The sequence below is a fragment of the Pacificibacter marinus genome (genome assembly GCF_018860505.1).
GTDB classification, from domain to species: domain Bacteria; phylum Pseudomonadota; class Alphaproteobacteria; order Rhodobacterales; family Rhodobacteraceae; genus Celeribacter; species Celeribacter marinus_B.
Window position 1 is genome coordinate 24,683 of sequence record NZ_JAHKPU010000007.1, and the last position, 17,234, is coordinate 41,916.

At 52.9% G+C, this 17,234-nt stretch carries 16 protein-coding genes; 5 read left to right on the forward strand and 11 right to left on the reverse strand.

Annotated features, from left to right (window positions below):
* Positions 1-99 precede the first annotated feature (99 nt).
* The 11 genes from KO503_RS00995 to KO503_RS01045 all read right to left on the reverse strand — a co-directional run bounded on the left by KO503_RS00995 (position 100) and on the right by KO503_RS01045 (position 12,308).
* The gene (locus tag KO503_RS00995; RefSeq protein WP_215989735.1) at positions 100-1,008 is read right to left on the reverse strand and encodes an FAD:protein FMN transferase; all 909 of its coding nucleotides are present in this window, start codon (positions 1,006-1,008) and stop codon (positions 100-102) included.
* Between the two features lie 4 nt (positions 1,009-1,012).
* Positions 1,013-1,579 carry a nitrous oxide reductase accessory protein NosL gene (locus tag KO503_RS01000; protein WP_215989736.1) on the reverse strand — a complete coding sequence of 189 codons (567 nt, stop codon included), beginning with the start codon at positions 1,577-1,579 and terminating at the stop codon, positions 1,013-1,015.
* Positions 1,576-2,400, reverse strand: coding sequence for an ABC transporter permease (locus KO503_RS01005; protein WP_215989737.1), 825 nt, complete (start codon positions 2,398-2,400; stop codon positions 1,576-1,578). Before KO503_RS01005 ends, KO503_RS01000 begins: the two co-directional genes overlap by 4 nt.
* Positions 2,397-3,293, reverse strand: coding sequence for an ABC transporter ATP-binding protein (locus KO503_RS01010; RefSeq protein WP_215989738.1), 897 nt, complete (start codon positions 3,291-3,293; stop codon positions 2,397-2,399). Before KO503_RS01010 ends, KO503_RS01005 begins: the two co-directional genes overlap by 4 nt.
* Positions 3,259-4,587: a nitrous oxide reductase family maturation protein NosD gene (locus KO503_RS01015; protein ID WP_215989739.1), complete on the reverse strand. Its 1,329-nt coding sequence runs from the start codon at positions 4,585-4,587 to the stop codon at positions 3,259-3,261. Before KO503_RS01015 ends, KO503_RS01010 begins: the two co-directional genes overlap by 35 nt.
* Positions 4,588-4,648: 61 nt before the next feature.
* Positions 4,649-6,586 (reverse strand): TAT-dependent nitrous-oxide reductase, encoded by a 1,938-nt coding sequence (nosZ, locus tag KO503_RS01020; protein ID WP_215989740.1) that lies wholly within the window; start codon positions 6,584-6,586, stop codon positions 4,649-4,651.
* An 11-nt stretch (positions 6,587-6,597) separates the two neighbouring features.
* On the reverse strand, positions 6,598-8,799 hold the full coding sequence (locus tag KO503_RS01025; RefSeq protein ID WP_215989741.1) for a NosR/NirI family protein: 2,202 nt from the start codon (positions 8,797-8,799) through the stop codon (positions 6,598-6,600).
* Positions 8,796-9,194: a hypothetical protein gene (locus tag KO503_RS01030; protein ID WP_215989742.1), complete on the reverse strand. Its 399-nt coding sequence runs from the start codon at positions 9,192-9,194 to the stop codon at positions 8,796-8,798. The genes KO503_RS01025 and KO503_RS01030 overlap by 4 nt, the downstream gene beginning before the upstream one ends.
* 177 nt (positions 9,195-9,371) lie before the next feature.
* Positions 9,372-9,764 carry a pseudoazurin gene (locus tag KO503_RS01035; protein WP_252730889.1) on the reverse strand — a complete coding sequence of 131 codons (393 nt, stop codon included), beginning with the start codon at positions 9,762-9,764 and terminating at the stop codon, positions 9,372-9,374.
* Positions 9,765-10,007: 243 nt separating this feature from the next.
* On the reverse strand, positions 10,008-11,219 hold the full coding sequence (locus tag KO503_RS01040) for an NnrS family protein (protein WP_215989744.1): 1,212 nt from the start codon (positions 11,217-11,219) through the stop codon (positions 10,008-10,010).
* A gap of 369 nt (positions 11,220-11,588) precedes the next feature.
* Positions 11,589-12,308 (reverse strand): Crp/Fnr family transcriptional regulator, encoded by a 720-nt coding sequence (locus KO503_RS01045; RefSeq protein ID WP_215989745.1) that lies wholly within the window; start codon positions 12,306-12,308, stop codon positions 11,589-11,591.
* 416 nt (positions 12,309-12,724) lie between these two features.
* On the opposite strand from KO503_RS01045, the gene KO503_RS01050 reads away from it, so the two are divergent.
* The 5 genes from KO503_RS01050 to KO503_RS01070 all read left to right on the forward strand — a co-directional run.
* Positions 12,725-13,681 carry a dihydrodipicolinate synthase family protein gene (locus tag KO503_RS01050; protein ID WP_215989746.1) on the forward strand — a complete coding sequence of 319 codons (957 nt, stop codon included), beginning with the start codon at positions 12,725-12,727 and terminating at the stop codon, positions 13,679-13,681.
* Complete coding sequence (locus KO503_RS01055; protein ID WP_215989747.1) at positions 13,672-14,628, forward strand: proline racemase family protein; 957 nt, start codon at positions 13,672-13,674, stop codon at positions 14,626-14,628. Before KO503_RS01050 ends, KO503_RS01055 begins: the two co-directional genes overlap by 10 nt.
* Before the next feature lie 68 nt (positions 14,629-14,696).
* Complete coding sequence (gene dctP, locus KO503_RS01060) at positions 14,697-15,761, forward strand: TRAP transporter substrate-binding protein DctP (RefSeq protein ID WP_215989748.1); 1,065 nt, start codon at positions 14,697-14,699, stop codon at positions 15,759-15,761.
* A 56-nt stretch (positions 15,762-15,817) separates the two neighbouring features.
* Complete coding sequence (locus tag KO503_RS01065; RefSeq protein WP_215989749.1) at positions 15,818-16,351, forward strand: TRAP transporter small permease subunit; 534 nt, start codon at positions 15,818-15,820, stop codon at positions 16,349-16,351.
* Positions 16,352-16,354: 3 nt separating this feature from the next.
* The coding region (locus KO503_RS01070; RefSeq protein ID WP_215989750.1) for a TRAP transporter large permease subunit at positions 16,355-17,234 on the forward strand (880 nt) is incomplete at its 3' end.

Genomic DNA, 17,234 nt, shown 5'->3' on the forward strand with positions numbered 1-17,234 from the left:
AAGCGATGGGTTTTTCCCGATTTAAAGTCACACGCTCCCGTCTTGGAAGAACCGAAGATATAACCATGTCAGCGCTTCGGTTTTTATGCCCCAAAACCGTTAGGAAGCCACAGCAGACTCAAGTTTAACATTTCGAAATTTTGCCAAAAAATTAACAATACCAGAATGCGTCTCGAAAATACATGCAGTGGTGGAAAGTGCATCCGCCAGCGCGGCCGACGGCGCGGAAACTGTTATTTCTTGCCACATGGGTTGCACAGGTTGACCGTTACGCGGATCAATAATGTGCCCCATCAGATTCGCATCATCAAAGGTCGTTCCAAGCGGTGCAGAGGTCGCAAGCGCCCGTGTATCAAGAGGCACCTCCCCTCCAGATGCCAACTTAACTGGCCATGCACCTCCGTTTGGATGGCCGCCGATTGCACGAAATTCGCCAGTATCGACCAAAATATCAGTCAGCCCCTCTGCGGTCAGCAGATCGGAAATACGATCGGCAATATACCCTTGCGCGATCCCGTTAAGCGTCACAGACATTCCATTGTCCATGGCGATTTTTTCAGGCCCAAAGATGATGCGGTCCCAACCCGTCAAGCCCAGCGCTCTGCCAAGAGCCTGTTCGCTTGGCCGTCTCCCAAAGGCCGAGGCCTCGGCATAAGCCGACCAGAGAGGTTGAATGGTTGGGTCGAACCGACCACCGCTGGCCGCATGAACCGAGCCAGCCACAGACAGACATTCCAAGAGTTCGAACGGTGGCTGTTGTAACGCGCTTGCTCTGTTCAATTCGGACAAAGCGCTTTCGGCCCGATACAGGCTAAAGATATCTTCAAGACGCGAAATCTCTGCGGCCACACCTGCGCTGATCGCTTTTGCGTCAGGATGATCCAAACGCAAGGTCGCGCGTGCGCCAAGGGCGGTGCCTTGCCACGTATACATAGGCGTGGCATTGCCCATACTCGGCAAGCAGGCAGCAGCGGCACTAATAGCAAGAAAACGGCGGCGGGTTGTCATGGTCTTATTCTCCTGATGAATGCGAAAGGGCGCGCAGGCGTTGTTCAAAATCTGTATCATCGACGTCACCGTCCAATGTCACGGGGGCCAATACGGCCTCATCAGGTATGGCGTCCAACGACATGACCTGACCGCCATTTAAGGCTGCAAATTCATCTGCTTTTGCCACATCCCCGAACGGCACAATCTCGGGGGCTCCCATCCCGCCAATCACGCGACTGCCGACAACGTAATGTGCTTTGTCCGCCTCAATCCAATTGGCAATTCCGGGCTGAGACCACGAAGCGCCTGGCGCGCCCATGTCATTGACCCAGATCGCCAGAATGTCATGGGTTTGCTCAGGCAGACGCAGGTATGCAACCACATCGCGCACTTGGCTGAAAAACAAAGGCGTCTGTGGCAAGCCACTCAAATGGGCCTGTGCTTTCGGGCCTTCGTGCTCAAACAGGTTCATCTGGCAAAAATGCCCGACGGCTTCGGCGGTCAGCGGAACGGGAGAGGTATCTTGCTCCACCTCCTGCTTGCAGGCCACCAATATCACCAACGCCATAATGTTGAGTAGACGGATCATGGTTGAACCTTTCTGAACGCCAAAGTGGCAAGGCCGAGGGCGACCAAGGGCCAGCACAGAACAGACACCAGCGATTGCCAAAGCGCGATTGACGCCGCAGCAGCGCCAATACCTGTTGCAGCAGCCGTCGCCTGCGATGCTGTGAGATTAAACAAGCGAAAAGCGTCAGCAGGATTGGCAAGCAAGGCAGCAGGGAAAAATTGCGTGGTGAATATACCGCCATCATCCGCGACAACGGCCGCTAAAAGTGCCAAATCATACAACACCACCAGCCCCAGCCAAAGCCCGATGGCCAGACCCGCTGCCCCCGATGCCCGTCGCGCAAGAGACGACAGTGCATAGCCGATGCCCAAAAATGTCGCCCCCAAAAGGGCCGATGTCCACGTCAGGCGCCACAGCGCACCGACCCCAGCAGCGGCGGCTGGATCACCAACAACAGCAATGAGAGCCGCGGCACCGTAGCCTGCCACAAGGGCAACAACCAAAATGCCCGTATGCGCCACCAGCTTGCCTGCCAAAATCTCCCAACGCGCCACAGGGTAGGTGAGCAACAAAGGCAACGTGCCCCGCTCGACTTCACCAGCGACCGCATCGAACGACATCAGCAGAGCCACCAAAGGCACCAAATAGACCGATAGCGAGGTCAGTGAGGCCACTGTGATCGACAAACGATCTGCCCCAAGCCCGCCACTGGGTGCGGACCCAACGGCCGATAGAACCAGAGAAAAGACCACCATCAGCACAACTGCAATCAGCACCCAAAGGTTGCGTCGCGCGATATGCGCCTCGGTTATAGCGGTGGCAACAATGCGCGCGATCATTGACCGTCCCTCCGGCTGAAATGGCTATAGATATCCTCAAGGCTGGGCGGGATGACGTCTATGTCAGTCACCTTGTTTTTAAGGCCGGAAATTTGCGCAAGAGTGCCAAGTTTGTCTTCTTGCGAGCAGGTCAGATGCAAAGCGCCCCCCACGCGGATGGCATTGGGCAGAGCTGCGAGAATATCTGCATCATAGCCTTTGCGCGCGGTGACGTGCATCGCCACAGGCAAAGCCGCTTCGCGTCGCAAGTCCGGCAGCGACCCTGTTGCCACCATCTGCCCGCCGGACAGGATTAACAGCCGGTCCGTACGCGCCTCGACCTCGGTCAGGGCATGACTGGACAGCAAGATCGCAGCGCCTTCTGCAGCAAGCCTGTCAAGAAGCGCGTAGAAATCGCGGCGCGAGACAGGATCCAAGCCGCTGGTCGGCTCATCCAGCACTAAAAGGTCAGGGTGCCCGATCAGAGTTTGAGCCAGCCCAACGCGCTGTCGCATACCTTTGGAATAAGTGCCGATCCGACGCTTGGCGGCGTGGCCCAGTCCGACTTTTTCCAGCAGCGCCATGGCCTCTGATGTGTTCTCACCACGCAAGCGCAGATAATAGGTGATCTGTTCCAACCCTGTCAGAGCGGAATGAAACGTGGCATTTTCTGGCAAATAGGCGACCTTGGCGCGGGCAGCAGCCCCACCCGGCGCGGCACCGCAGACCGAAATTTCGCCGCTGTCTGCCGCAATCAGGCCCAAAATCACCTTCATGAGAGTGGATTTGCCCGCGCCATTATGGCCCAGCAATGCAACCCGTTCACCTGCGGCCACATGCAAAGACACATCTGACAGGGCTTTGACCCCGCCAAATGATTTAGTGAGATGAGAGATCGTTAACGTCGAAGTCATCTATTTCGCTTTCATTCCGCCGCGTGGCCACTTCGGCCTCCATAACGAGATATTTTAAAGGAATTTCAATATTTGGAGCCGTCATAAGCGGACTGGAATCCACAACGCCACCGGGCAACGTGGCGGGAAAATTGGATTGTGCCCACCGGATGAGCTGTACGACAGGCGCGCCCGTTAGCAACGAAGCAGCAGGTTGGGACCAAAGGATATGATCCATCATGTCATTGGGGCGAAAGGCGCTGTCGGCAATGCCGTCCCCGCCCAGATCAAAGCTGGCGAGATCGGACCAATAGTTGCCCCTGCCTTCAAAGCTCCATTCGATATCGCGGGTGCCAACGTATTTCACCTGCGTCCGGTTCCCGATAAAGGCGTTCCCCGTCAGCACATTACGTTCTGAACCGGCGGTGAAGTGGATGCCAATATTGCACCCCTCAAAGCGGTTGCCATAAATCAGGTTTTTGTGCGCGTTATAGATAAACGTACAGCGATCCGCACCGCCGCGCACCAGATTACCAGACACATCAGCGTTGTTCGCAAAGTTAAGCATAACGCCGTGACTGTGGTCAGACAGGCTTAGGTTGTCTCGAATGATGATCTTATTCGAGAACATGATGGCATATCCAAGGTGGTTGCCAATCGACACGTTGCCCGACACCTCAGAGTCATTCGTGTACATATAATGCACAGCAAAACGCAGATCGCGAAACAAGTTGTTGCGGTAAGTCCCCTTTCGCGACGCATTCGAAAATATGCCATCACGGCCCCACCGAACCGAATTTCCCTCGACCACCGTTCCAGGAGAATTCCAGACATAAATACCATTGCCACGATCATTCATCCGCGGATTGCGTGTGCCCTCGATGGTGTTGTTGCGGACCTGCGCATCGCGCCCCCCGTGCACATCGATGCCGTGAAGGTTGCCTAGAACGCGGTTGTTTTCAACAATCGCGCGGTCGGCTTTGAGGATCTTGATGCCTGCGTCAGTCTCTTGGCTGTTCTGGCCTGATCCGATCACGGTCAGATTGCTGATCGTCACATCAGAAGCCTCAATGCTGACCACTGTGCCTTGGCCCATGCCATCAATGATCGCATCATGCCCACCTGTCAGGGTGAGAGGTCTATCGATAACAATCGCGCCGCTGTGCAGACCGGATTGTAGCAGAAGAACATCGCCGGGGTTGGCGGCGGCGATGGCTGTTGCAAGCGTGCCCTGCCCCGCTGCCACACGCAACTCTTCCGCCCAAAGAGGCAGAACAGTCAGCAGCGACAGCATAAAGATCAGGGCACGCATCATGGCTTAACTCGCCTTTGGCAGTTTTACAAACATCAGCTCGCCTTTGGCAAAATCACAAACATCAGCTCGCCTTTGGCTCAACAAACATCCGTCCGCGCATTTCCATATGCAGCGCGTGACAGAACCACTGGCAGTAGTACCAATAGACGCCCGGCTGGGCCGCGATGAATGTGACCGAAGACGTGGCTTGTGGGCCCACCTCCATCGCGACACCGTGGTTGCCCAAGGTGAAACCGTGGGTCAAATCGTCGATGTCATCAAGGTTGGTCACATAGATCGTCACCTCATCCCCCTGTTGGACAGTAAAGGATTCAAGCGCAAAGGTCGGCGCGTTGCTGGACATATAGACCCGCACTTTGTTGCCGTCGCGAATGACTTCTTCTTGCCAGTCGTCCAGATCAACACCGTCAATCTCAGCCTGCGCACGCGCGTCAGCCCACATCGGATCGTTACGATCCCAAACAGATTTAGGGTTCAATTTGCTTGGGTCCACCATGATCGCATCATGCGGCTCGGCGAATGTCGGACCATCATGAATCAAAGTCAGCTTGTCGCCATCAATCGCAAACAACTGTTCGTTTTCCGGCTTAAGAGGACCAACATTGAGGAACCGGTCTTTCGAGAACTTGTTCATGGTCAGATAGTATTTACCGGATGCCTCCAATGTCTCGCCCATCACAGTCGAGTTGTGACCGGGTTGGTAATGCACATCAGCCTTGGTTCTGATCGGGTTCACGTCTTCGCCGTTGTACAGCTTGATCGCGTCTTCGATGTTCCACTTGACCACTTGGCTGTCCAAGAACAGCGTGGTGTAGGCATCGCCCATCCCGTCGAAACAGGTGTGAAGCGGCCCAAGACCCAATTCAGGTTCCGCGACAACAACACTGCGCGGGTCGGCCCCCTCGTTAAAGACGGCATCCAGTTTGCGCACGTCAATCACTGACACTGTTGGCGACAACTTTCCCGCGATACACAGGTGAATTTTGTCGGGCGCCATATTACAGCCGTGCGGGTTGTTCGGGATCGGGATGTAACGGGTGTATTTGTTGTCAGTCCCTTTGCGGCCATCAAGCACTTTAACGCCGTTCAATTCGATAAAGTCACCCGCAGCGATGCCAGCCTCAATCTCTTTGATGTTGAAGACAACCACGTGATCCATGTCGGCTTCGGTCATGTCACTCAGGTTCATGCCCATTTCCGAGTTATACGAGGTCGAAAACGCGTATTTCCCGTCATAGTCACAATCGGTATTGTCAAGATTACCAGTGACCATCACCTGCCACGCCACTGTCATTTCGTCTGCGTTTACAGCGGTGTAGAAGTTCACGTACTTCTCAGGCTCGTCCAAAATTTTGCCATCATTGACCATTGGCGTTTCATCTTCGCCGTTACAAAAGATGTAATCAGTGCGAGGCCATTTTTGCGGACGCAAACCATGAATCGCCTTGGCGTTCGGGATTTCGATGATCTTGTCACATTTCATCACATCACAACGCACACGCGCCACACGGGTGTTGGCTTTGTCGTTCATAAACAAATAGCGACCGTCATATTTGCCTTCGGTGAAAGACATGTGCGGGTGGTGCAAATCGCCGTTTGGCGGAAATTCGTAACCGTTGGCGGCAAGATATTCCTTGGTTTTCGGCAGCAAGCCTTCGGTCAAGATTTTCTTGGATTCGTTGGTGATACCCCACCCCGTGGCAGAGCATGTGTTAAACACTGGCACGCGCATTAATTCACGCATGGACGGGATGCCCAAAATACGCATTTCGCCACATTGGCCAGAGGACCAGAAGCCGTAAAATTCATCCAACTGGCCAGGGGCCACTTCGGCACCGGCTGCTGCACGCGCGCTGGTGGGTGAGGCAACCGTTGCGGCAGCAACCGTACCGCCTGCCAACATGGCGCGACCACCCCAAGTCCCCGCAAGAGCGACGCCGCCTGCCGTTGCTCCGAGCAGGTTTCTGCGGGATAGTGTTAATTTTTTATCCTCAGACATATCGTACCCTTTCATTTTGTAGGTATTTTGAGTGTTTGGTTGGGGTGTCCGACGAACCGTTCAAGGTCCGGTCCAGCACCGTCTTTTGCCCGTCGCTTCATCTTTTTGATAACGACAGGACAGATAGTTTCTGACTGATAAAGCACCTGACAATGCAGACAGTTGATGCATTCGTTCGGGTTAATCTCACCCGTCGGGTGAATGGCTTGCACGGGGCATTGGTGCGCACAGGTTTGGCACGGGGTCCCACATTCCTTGTACCGCTTAAGCCAATCAAACATCCGCAAGCGCGCAGGGATCGCCAATGCGGCCCCAAGCGGACACAGGTAACGGCAAAAGAAACGTTCGACGAAAAGGCCGGCAATCAAAAGCGCTGCGACATAGGCGACAAAGGGCCAAGCGCGCACAAAGTTCAGGATGATCGCTGTCTTGAACGGCTCGACCTCGGCCAACCGCTCTGCCTGTTCTATGCTGGTCAGTGACACACCGAACAGCCCGAGGAAAATCATGTATTTCAGGGGCCATAACCGTTCGTGCAGCCCCCATGGCAAAGTCCATTGTGGGATATGCAATTTGCGCGCAACTTGGTTCAGTAATTCTTGCAACGCACCGAACGGGCACAACCAACCGCAATAGGCTCCGCGCCCCCAAAACAGCAATGCTGCTGCGACCGAAAACCACAAGATAAACGTCAGCGGATCAAGCAAGAACGCCTGCCAGCTAAAGCCGGAAACCAGCGAGCCAAACAATGCCATCAAGTTGACGACAGACAGTTGCGCGTTAGAGATCCAGCCCAAATAAACCAGCGTGACCGATAAAAAACCAATGCGGAACCAATAAAACCCTCGTGCATTGCGCACCGCCAAATTTTGGAAAAAGAACACCCCCGTGAGGATGATCAGCATGATGCCAAGCACGATGATTTCGACTTTTTTGCCCAGCCAGATCTTTTTCCACAAGGCCTGCTGCGCATCAAGTTCGGATTGCGAAGTCACAGCAGCAACACTGGTTGGAACTTCTGCCACGGGGGGCGATGCAACAGTTCGGATGTATTTAGAGGGCAACTGGTAACCCAAATCGAAGGTGGTAAATACCTTTTCAATCGCGCCGACTTCACGCTGCACCAACAGTTGGATACGAAACGGTTTTGTCGGATCAAAGCCACTGTCTGCGGGGATTTTGAACAGGTCGGCTTCGGCAAAAACGGGTGCGCCATCGGCCGCGATAGCATTGATCCGCTTGTGCATGCGGTCCCGAAACCGGACAGACACGTCATTTTGGATCAAAAATATCCGATCAAAAATACCGCCACGCACATAGCCTGACCCTTTAAAGGAATAAAGGCCACGCCCCACAATCGCGACAGCATGATCGCCTTCGTCTAACCAAGCCTCGATGTTTTCTGCAACAGCCTCGCCTAAAATGGCGCGGCCAATGGCGGGGTGCGACACAAGGGCCGCCTGCATTTCGATAAACGTTGTCTCCGGGGCCTCAGTCAGCGCACGTTTGCCTGCACGCTCATCCTCCATCGCCGCAAAGGCCGCGTTGATTTGACCAACATCCAGCGAGAGGCGGCGCAGGGTGCCATCTCCCTCCAGCGTCATCCAGTCAGTTGAGGCTTCTGCATCTGGATTGATTTCAAATTGCGGACCGGTGTTTGTTTCCTCGACCGCCAAACCGCCCAACCCCAACTGACGCGCCACTTTCAGGCCTGCGCGCACGATATTGTCGTCAATCACCATGACCGTGACTGTCGCACCGGATATAATATCAAGCTGGTGTGCCGTGCCGCCAGATTCCGCCTCTTCCACAAGGTCAAGACCACGATAATTGGCGACCAGCGCCTTTACCTTTGTCTCTGGAATACCGATCAAGACGATGGGTTCTGAATGCTTGACCAGCTGCACGCCAATAACTTTGGCGTCGTCATCAATCGCGACCAGTGTATGAATAGGTTTACCAGAATACCCAGTGGTCGACACGAAGTCAGAGGTGATATACGCCCAGCCGATCCTCTCGGAGCCATGAAGGACTTCGACCACGGGAATATCATCACGGATGGCGCCGAAAGCATCTGCGCCCTCAACGAATTGCGAGATATCTATGTCTGGTAAATACTTGGACAGGACAGTCTCGGCGGCAACGGGAGCTCCCCATAGGAGTATCATTGCGCAAACTGACATAATTCTGAGGAAGACGTGGAAGATCTTCATGCGTTGGCGTCCTTAAGAGAAGGTCGCCCGTCGCTGCGCGATGTATCGCCAATATTTGCCTGCGCGACCTCAATGAGGTTTTGCATATGCTTTTGCAAAAATTGTTGTGTAAAATGCGTAGCCGGAGGGCCGCGCGGCGCAGGGCGTGTATTGCGTTTATTTGGAACTGGGCTTTGCACCATCGATAGGTCCGCATCGATCATCATCAGAACGATGAATGTCGCAGCGCCAAAAGTGACCGGGGTTTGAAATACCGCAGAATGACAGCAAACCAAACACTTAGGGCAATCTTGGCTTGGCGCTACGGGAATTCCGTCGGCATCGATGCGAACGGTTTTCAGCACACCATCGGCACAGATCTCAACCCAAGATCCAGCACTCTGTGCTTTCGCCATAGCAGATGGGCCATACAAGGTAAGGCACATTGCCATAAAAAGGCTTAGCAAAATGGAAGGTACATTCTTCATGCTGTCTCGACTAAGCTAAGTCTGAACTAAAAACGTTGACCTAGCGCAAACTTTAGTGAGCAGATTGAACGCAAATCATTAAATTTTACGCCCAACCGATAAAAATTAGAGGCTGCTCAGCGCGTCATCAATGCCTTGTTTGGCTTTCTTAGGCATACGGCCTTCAAGAAAGCCGTCCTGTGGTACCGCGCTATCGCCAACTGCGACAACCATCACCATACCCATGCCGAAATGTGGGTTGCATTTAATACCGTAGAAGCCTTCTTCGGTGAAGGTCACAGTTACTTCTTCATTGATCGCACCTTTAAAGGTGTCTGCGCCCTCGGGAATCATACCTTTAATGGATTCAGCATTGTGCCCTTTATCGGTTGCAACAAATTTCACAGTATCGCCGATCGCGACACGCAGTGACGGGGGTTCAAAAACCATTGCCCCGCGATCACTTCTGTTCATCATGTGGACTTCAAAGTCCTCGGCAGTGGCGGCACCAGCAAGCATGATACTAGCAGCTGTCGCGCCCAAAATTGTCCGAAACATCCCATTCCCTTTCGAATAGATAGTTTATGCGTAACTAAATAGCCGCAAGGGTTTGGTTTTCTTTGCGCTTGCGCAAATTTCTAACACTTTGCCTGCGCATTGGCGGTCATAAATTTATAAAAAAGAAACCTTAGGTGGCGTCCTAAGGTTTCTCTTTTGGATTGATTCAAAATCATCCCTTGCGGCCTATTTTTTTGGGGGAGCCTATTTTGGGGTGGGACCTAATTTAGGCGTCATAAGCAGCCGCCCGTAGATCACAGCAAAGCCCCCGAACCCGATAATCCAAAACAGCGCGCTTGCTTCCAAAAGTGGCATCCGCAAAGTGGAAAATACATCGGCAGCAAGGCGCAAAAAAGTCGACGCAATGATCGCGACATATAAGGCTGTCGTCCCTAGACCCACCTGCAGCCTGCGCCCCGAGTGCCCTAAAGACGCCCGTGTCATAACGCCAAGCGTCATCAGCCCAATCGCCCCCGCCGTCCAGATATGTAAGGCGGCAGCTTGGCTCATGAACGCGGGGTGTAAAATGCTCATACCATTGACGAATGCGCCGAGAGGCAAGAATGCATAAGCCGCGTGCAGCACCCAAACAAGTGGATCATGCAAGGTTCTATGCCCTTTCCAGCGCACCAGTCGCAGACTGTGAAGCACGCCAAGTCCGATCAATGCCGCCCCCACGCCACTGTTTTGTGACGCAACAGTCCATATCGCCAAGGTCACAATGGATGCGACAAGCGTCGCTTTGTCAAAACGCTGCATCGGTGGTGTCGGCATGACTGTGTCGCCGTGCTTCACGAGCCAGTTTCGCGTAAACGATGGCGTAATTTTTCCACCGATCAACATCACCAAAACAAGAACTGCACTGAGCCCGATGCGGACCCCATACCCTTGGCTGGCAGAACCGTACTGGGCCGCCTCAAAGTGGAACACCAAGTTTGCCACGATCAGGATCGCAACAATGACCACAACGGGCAAATTACCCCACTTTTTGCCCGCGATGATCTCGCGTAACGTCAATGCCCACATCGCAAAAAGAAACGCACTGTCAACGATTGCGACAACTGTTTCTGGCAGGAGCACCGATAGCGCAACAACCAGACGACCAAGTATCCAAAGCGAGCTTAACCACGCCAACGGCCAACCAACGACAGGCAACCGACCTGTCCAGTTTGGAACGGCTGTCAATAAGAAGCCCGCAATGACTGCGCTGAGATATCCGAACAAGAATTCATGCACATGCCACGTCACCGGATCAAACCGAGTAGGCAGTGTGATGCCGCCGGCGAGCATGCCAATCCAGAGGATCATTGCACAAGTGGCCCAAAGACCCGCTAAAAGAAAAAAGGGACGAAACCCAAAGCTAAAAAGCGCGGGGCCTGTCCAGCGTCGCATTTGTTCGGCGGTTGTTTGGGGCATTTTGGGGCTCCGTTCGTTGTCATCAATAATTCAATCATCTGACAGTCTGTGGCTTTCTGTGGTGCCCGCCTGCGTATACGAAAAATCGCGCGATGCGTTTGCGCTAGCACAATGTTTTGCGCTAACCCGCCGCGAACCTGAAAAAAGGGATCAATCAGATACTGAGGTATTCAATGCAACACGCGTGGCGGACTAACCCTGATCTTGCACTCGAAGATTTAATGTCAAAATGCACCGAAGCGGTCCCTGTTTTCTTATGACATGAAATGCGTTGCGTCGGGGGCTTCATTGGCCCGTTCACTGTCAGTGATGCCTGTGCGGAATGCGGGCTGAATGTTGATGCGCTTTATGCCGAGATGACAGCGTGCATCACACCCTTGCAGTCGACAACACAACCAGCTGGTGGGGATCACACACTGTAATCTTCTTGTGTCTGCTTTTGATGACGCCGGATTTTTCCCACGCGCTTAGCATACGGCTCACCGTATGAAGTGTGGTGCCCGTCATTTCTGATAAATCTTGACGTGTAATCTGAAAGTCGATCTCGATTCCGTCGCTTACTTTATGGCCCGTCTGATTGATGAGTCGCAGCAAAGCGCAGGCAATCCGCTGCTCGACATGCAGGGTCGCCATTTCCACAATGCGGTTATTCATCTCGCCAATGCGCTTGCCAACTGCTTTGTAGGTCTCCGTCGCAAAGCCATCATAACGTGCAGAAAAATCATCCCATATACTTGTTGGCCAAGACAGAACGAGTGTCTCTGTCGCAGTAATAGCTGTGGCGGGATATGTCTCTCGTCCCAGCGCCTTAGCAATTCCGAACAATTGCCCCGCTGAGATATGCAGCGCAATCACTTGGTCACCATCCGGCGTAATTCGCACCGCCCGCACATAACCATCTAACAACAAATAAAAGCGATCGGCGGCATTACCTTCTTCAAAAACCGACACACCAGCATCAAAACGGTGCGTCGTTGCTTTCGCCAGTATATTACGGATCGCTAAGCCATCCAATTTTGAAAATGGAGGCAAGTCAGCCAAAAGGCTTTCATCCAGTCGAACGTGGCGTGAGGAAGGTGATGCTTGCATTATATTTCCTAAATTACATACCAGCGATGTGAAAGCTAGGGCCATTTGGCGCTAAAATTTGGGGCAGCCCCTGCGGCAGGTACTCCCTCGCATTAAGAATAATTGCGATCAAGTGCGCGAGTTTTGAACCTTTGAGGTTCATCGTACCATTGACCAGGATGGATATAGCTAAGCTGGGCAGATGGACGATGTGTTAATTTTGAGCAGATCAGTGGCGATAGCAGAAAATACGATCTGCAATGTAAATTTTTCTAGTTTTTGGATACAGAATCCAATATACGGAACTTAAAGCAGCTTTCTCGAACGCCTCGGGGTTAAGGAACTGCCTCCGAGAACACAGCTAAGTGGTTATTAAACTGCGAACGTCGATAGGCCGAAGGTCCATATGGGCCACTGCGCAATTAAGGAAAACGACTATGTCCAATATTTTTTCAGGCACAATGCCAGCACTCATGACTCCATGCAAAGCTGACCGCACACCTGATTTCGAAGCCCTTGTGCGCAAGGGCAAAGAAATGATTGCCGCAGGAATGTCCGCTGTTGTCTATTGTGGCTCGATGGGTGATTGGCCCTTGCTGACAGATGAACAGCGTATGGAAGGCGTTGAAAAGCTTGTGAAAGCTGGCGTTCCAGTTGTTGTCGGCACAGGCGCGATCAACACAAAATCCGCAACGGCGCTTGCGGCGCACGCGCAAAAGGTTGGCGCTGCGGGTCTCATGGTGATCCCGCGCGTTTTGTCCCGTGGCTCATCTGCTATCGCACAAAAGAACCACTTCAAATCCATATTGTCTGCCGCGCCTGATGTGGATGCGGTCATTTACAACAGCCCAGTCTACGGCTTCGCGACCCGCGCTGATTTGTTCTTTGCCCTACGTGCCGAGCATTCAAACTTGGTTGGGTTCAAAGAATTTGGCGGCAAAGATGACTTGCGCTACGCCGCTGAACACATCACATCGCAAGATGATCAAGTCACATTGATGGTCGGCGTTGACACCGAAGTGTACCACGGTTTCGTCAATTGTGGCGCCACAGGATCAATCACAGGTATCGGAACGGCCCTGCCAAAAGAAGCACTGTTGCTGGCGTCTTTGTCACAAAAAGCGGCCACTGGCCACGCCGAAGCCCGCAAACGCGCTTTGGAATTGGAAGAAGCCATTGGCGTTCTCTCCAGCTTTGATGAAGGCACCGATTTGGTTCTGTACTACAAACACCTGCTCGTTTTGAATGGCGAAGAAGAATACCGCCTACACTTCAACGAAACAGATGTTTTGACCGATGCGCAACGCAACTATTGCGAACAACAATACACTTTGTTCCGCACATGGTTTGCAGATTGGTCTAAACTTGGCGGAGTCATTGCTGAATGCATGTAATCGACAGTCACACGGGCGGTGAACCCACTCGTGTGATCCTTGACGGTGGGCCTGATCTTGGGGCGGGGCCACTGTCCAAGCGCGCACAGATCTTAGCGACGCAGCACAAACAGTTTTACCATTCGGTGATCTTGGAACCTCGTGGTCAAACAGCCATGGTCGGTGCGCTTTTGGTCGAACCGGTCGACCCAAGCTGCGTCACAGGCGTCATCTATTTCGACTCCGAAGCGGTGCTTGGCATGTGCGGCCATGGCACGATTGGCTTGGCAGTCACACTGGCCCATCTTGGCCGCATTGATATTGGCACCCACAAAATAGAAACCCCAGTTGGGGTGATCGAAATCTACCTCACCGATATGAACACGGCGACCATCACCAATGTCGAAAGCCGTCGCACACACCACGGTGCTAAGGTCAAGGTCGATGGGTTAGGCACGATCACAGGTGATGTGGCCTACGGCGGCAACTGGTTCTACATCATTGATCCAAGTCCAATTGCAATCGAGGTTGAAAACATTCGTGCGCTCACCGATGCGGCAATTGCCATTCGCGCGGCGACGATTGCCCAAGGTATTGGCGGCGATGCAGAGGAACCTGTTGACCATATCGTGTTCCAAGAACCATCCCCCGAAGATGGCATTCACAGCCGCAACTTTGTGCTGTGCCCCGATGATGCCTACGACAGATCTCCCTGCGGCACGGCCAGCTCGGCACGTTTGGCCTGTTTGGCGGCTGATGGCGCACTGGAGCCTGAGCACGACATTATCCAAAAAAGCGTAATCGGCAGCCCGTATAGAATTTCTTACCAAAAGGGATTGAACGGCGGTGTTATCCCAAAAATCACGGGACAAGCCTTTGTCATGGCCGAAAGCACTTTGTTGTTTCACACAAACGATCCGTTCAAAAACGGCATCACATCTACGTCTAAAAACCAGAGTTCGACTTAATCGAACCTAAAAAAACGGCAAGCTCAAAAAAGAGCATGCCACACACCACCAACAGTCCAGAGGATACTATGAAAATATTCAACACGCTCGCCGCAACGGCTCTCGTTGCGACCTCTTTTAGTGCGGCTCACGCAGCTGAAGTCGACTGGAAAATGACTGCCGGCGTCGGCGAAGGGTCGTTTATCTATCAAACATTCATGGAACAGTTTGTTAAAAACGTATCCTCCCTTACAGCAGGCCGCGTTGACATCCAATCGTTCGGCGCTGGCGTTTTGGCCCCTGCATTCAAAGCATATGAAGTCGTGCAGGATGGCGTGATCGAGGTTGGCCACTCCACACCATCCTATTTGGTGAACCAAGATGCGACCAATGCAATCTTTGCCAGCTTCCCAGGCGGCATGTCAGCAGAAGCGACATTGCACTGGCTTTATGAAGGTGGCGGCGAAGAGATGTTGCAGGACTTCCGTCGTGAAGACATGGGACTGCACAGCCTTGTCGTTGGTGTCGGCACCTCAGAAATCATGGCACATTCGAACGTTAAGATCGAAACAGTCGAAGACCTTAAAGGTTTGAAGTATCGCACATCCGGTGCCTTTGCTGCCGTTTTGCAAGAAGAATTCGGGGCCGTTCCAACCGTGGTTCCGGGGACTGAAATCTATTCGCTCTTGCAACGCAAAGGTGTGGATGCCGTTGAGTGGTCCACCCCCGGCGCCAACATCACCGAAGGTTTTCACGAAGTCGCTCCCTACATGATTATGCCCGGCGTTCATCAGCCGTCCTTTATGTGGGAAGTCTTCGTCAAAGAAGAAACATGGAACGCGCTTCCTGCTGACCTGCAAGAGTTGATCACAGCGGCTGCCAAATTGACCACATACGCGGGCTTCACACGCTTTGGGGATGCCGACATCAAAGCCATGGCTGACTTTCGCAAGACCAAAGTCGAGCTGATCACAATGCTGCCTGAAGAGTCCGAAAAAATCCGCCAAGCTGGTCGCAATTGGGCGCAAAAGAAAGCCACCGAGCAATCTGATGCTGGCAACCCACGGATGCAAGACGTGCTCGACAGCTACCTTACATACCAAACAAACTGGGCTGAAAACTCGAGCTATTTGGTTCGCGATTCCGCTGAATAACTCACACTATCTCAGATGGTCGGCCACTGTGTCGGCCATCTTTTTTGGAGGCCGTAATGATAATCCTACGCAACATCTGTGAGCAGTTTTCAACAGTTTTGGGTTTTTTCGGCCGTATGGCCATCTTTTGCCTAATCGCGTCTATGCTGTACGAAGTCGTGGCACGCTATGCCTTTGGGGCCCCGACACTTTGGGCCTTTGATATTTCTTATATGCTGAACGGGTCTATTTTCTTGCTGGGTGCGGCGTATTCCTTGCAAGAAGATGCGCATGTTCGCATTGATTTCTTGTCCCAAAAATTCCCCCGCCGCGTCCAACAAATCTTGAATGGATTGGTTTATCTGCTCGTGATGGCACCGATCGGTTTTGCTTTCACAAACGTGGCAGCAACGAAAGCGCTCAAGGCGTTCAAGAGCGGCGAATTGGAAAGCGTCAGCCCATGGGCACCCCATGTTTGGCCATTTTACACCGTCATTACACTGGGTCTTTTGGCGTTCTCACTGCAATTCATCGTTGAGGCATTCAACTATTTGTCTGGCGCGAAAACCCCCGGCGAAACCAACACCGAACTACAAGATTTGGAGACCTAATCCATGATACCCCTACTTATGTTTGCGGCGTTGTTCGTGCTGGTTTTCGTCGGCGTGCCTGTCGCGTTTTCCTTGATGATCATCGCGATTGCCTTTGGCTACACGGTCTTTGGTGATTTGATTATCTTGCAACTCTACGGCCCACTGCTGAACACCGCTTCAAATTTTGTCCTCGCAGCGATCCCGCTATTCATCTTCATGGGCGCGGTATTGGAACGCTCAGGCATAGCCAAACGTCTGTTCCATGCGTTGCAACTTTGGCTCGGCGGGTTGCCCGGTGGCTTGGCTCTGTCCACCATTGCGATGTGCGCTATTTTCGCGGCGGCCTCGGGTGTGGTTGGTGCTGTTGAAATCGTCGTCGGCATGATGGCCATCCCGCCAATGATGAAAGCTGGTTATAAAAACGACCTGATCGCGGGCACGATTTGTGCTGGCGGGTCGCTGGGCACCATCATTCCGCCCTCTGTCATCGTTGTTGTGTATGCCTCCATCGCACAGCTCTCAACCGGTCAACTTTTTGCAGCGTCGATCTTGCCCGGGCTGCTTATGGTTGTGTTCTTTGTTGGCTATATCTTGGTGCGCAGCGTTATGCGTCCCAACGATGCGCCACCTTTGCCTTTGGCAGAACGCTCGACGCCAGTCACTGAAAAGCTGAAAATCTCTATGACCGCGATGTTGCCTCCACTCGCGTTGATCGTGATGGTGCTTGGCTCATTGCTGGCGGGGATTGCCTCCGCAACCGAAGCTGCGGCTGTTGGGGCTGCGGGCACAGTTTTGTTGACCTTGATGTTCCGTGAATTGAACCTAAAGTTGATCATGGACTCACTTGGTGTAACCTTACGCATCACATCGATGATCATGCTGATCATCGATGTGATGCGTA

Excerpts from the sequence above, each read along its gene's own strand:
- KO503_RS01025 (WP_215989741.1), bottom strand. The coding sequence starts at position 8,799 with ATGAAGATCTTCCACGTCTTCCTCAGAATTATGTCAGTTTGCGCAATG.
- KO503_RS01010 (WP_215989738.1), bottom strand. The coding sequence starts at position 3,293 with ATGACTTCGACGTTAACGATCTCTCATCTCACTAAATCATTTGGCGGG.
- KO503_RS01040 (WP_215989744.1), bottom strand. The coding sequence starts at position 11,219 with ATGCCCCAAACAACCGCCGAACAAATGCGACGCTGGACAGGCCCCGCG.
- KO503_RS01005 (WP_215989737.1), bottom strand. The coding sequence starts at position 2,400 with ATGATCGCGCGCATTGTTGCCACCGCTATAACCGAGGCGCATATCGCG.
- nosZ (WP_215989740.1), bottom strand. The coding sequence starts at position 6,586 with ATGTCTGAGGATAAAAAATTAACACTATCCCGCAGAAACCTGCTCGGA.
- KO503_RS01000 (WP_215989736.1), bottom strand. The coding sequence starts at position 1,579 with ATGATCCGTCTACTCAACATTATGGCGTTGGTGATATTGGTGGCCTGC.
- KO503_RS01030 (WP_215989742.1), bottom strand. The coding sequence starts at position 9,194 with ATGGCGAAAGCACAGAGTGCTGGATCTTGGGTTGAGATCTGTGCCGAT.
- KO503_RS00995 (WP_215989735.1), bottom strand. The coding sequence starts at position 1,008 with ATGACAACCCGCCGCCGTTTTCTTGCTATTAGTGCCGCTGCTGCCTGC.
- KO503_RS01050 (WP_215989746.1), top strand. The coding sequence starts at position 12,725 with ATGTCCAATATTTTTTCAGGCACAATGCCAGCACTCATGACTCCATGC.
- KO503_RS01045 (WP_215989745.1), bottom strand. The coding sequence starts at position 12,308 with ATGCAAGCATCACCTTCCTCACGCCACGTTCGACTGGATGAAAGCCTT.
- KO503_RS01065 (WP_215989749.1), top strand. The coding sequence starts at position 15,818 with ATGATAATCCTACGCAACATCTGTGAGCAGTTTTCAACAGTTTTGGGT.
- KO503_RS01055 (WP_215989747.1), top strand. The coding sequence starts at position 13,672 with ATGCATGTAATCGACAGTCACACGGGCGGTGAACCCACTCGTGTGATC.
- KO503_RS01035 (WP_252730889.1), bottom strand. The coding sequence starts at position 9,764 with ATGCTTGCTGGTGCCGCCACTGCCGAGGACTTTGAAGTCCACATGATG.
- KO503_RS01015 (WP_215989739.1), bottom strand. The coding sequence starts at position 4,587 with ATGATGCGTGCCCTGATCTTTATGCTGTCGCTGCTGACTGTTCTGCCT.
- dctP (WP_215989748.1), top strand. The coding sequence starts at position 14,697 with ATGAAAATATTCAACACGCTCGCCGCAACGGCTCTCGTTGCGACCTCT.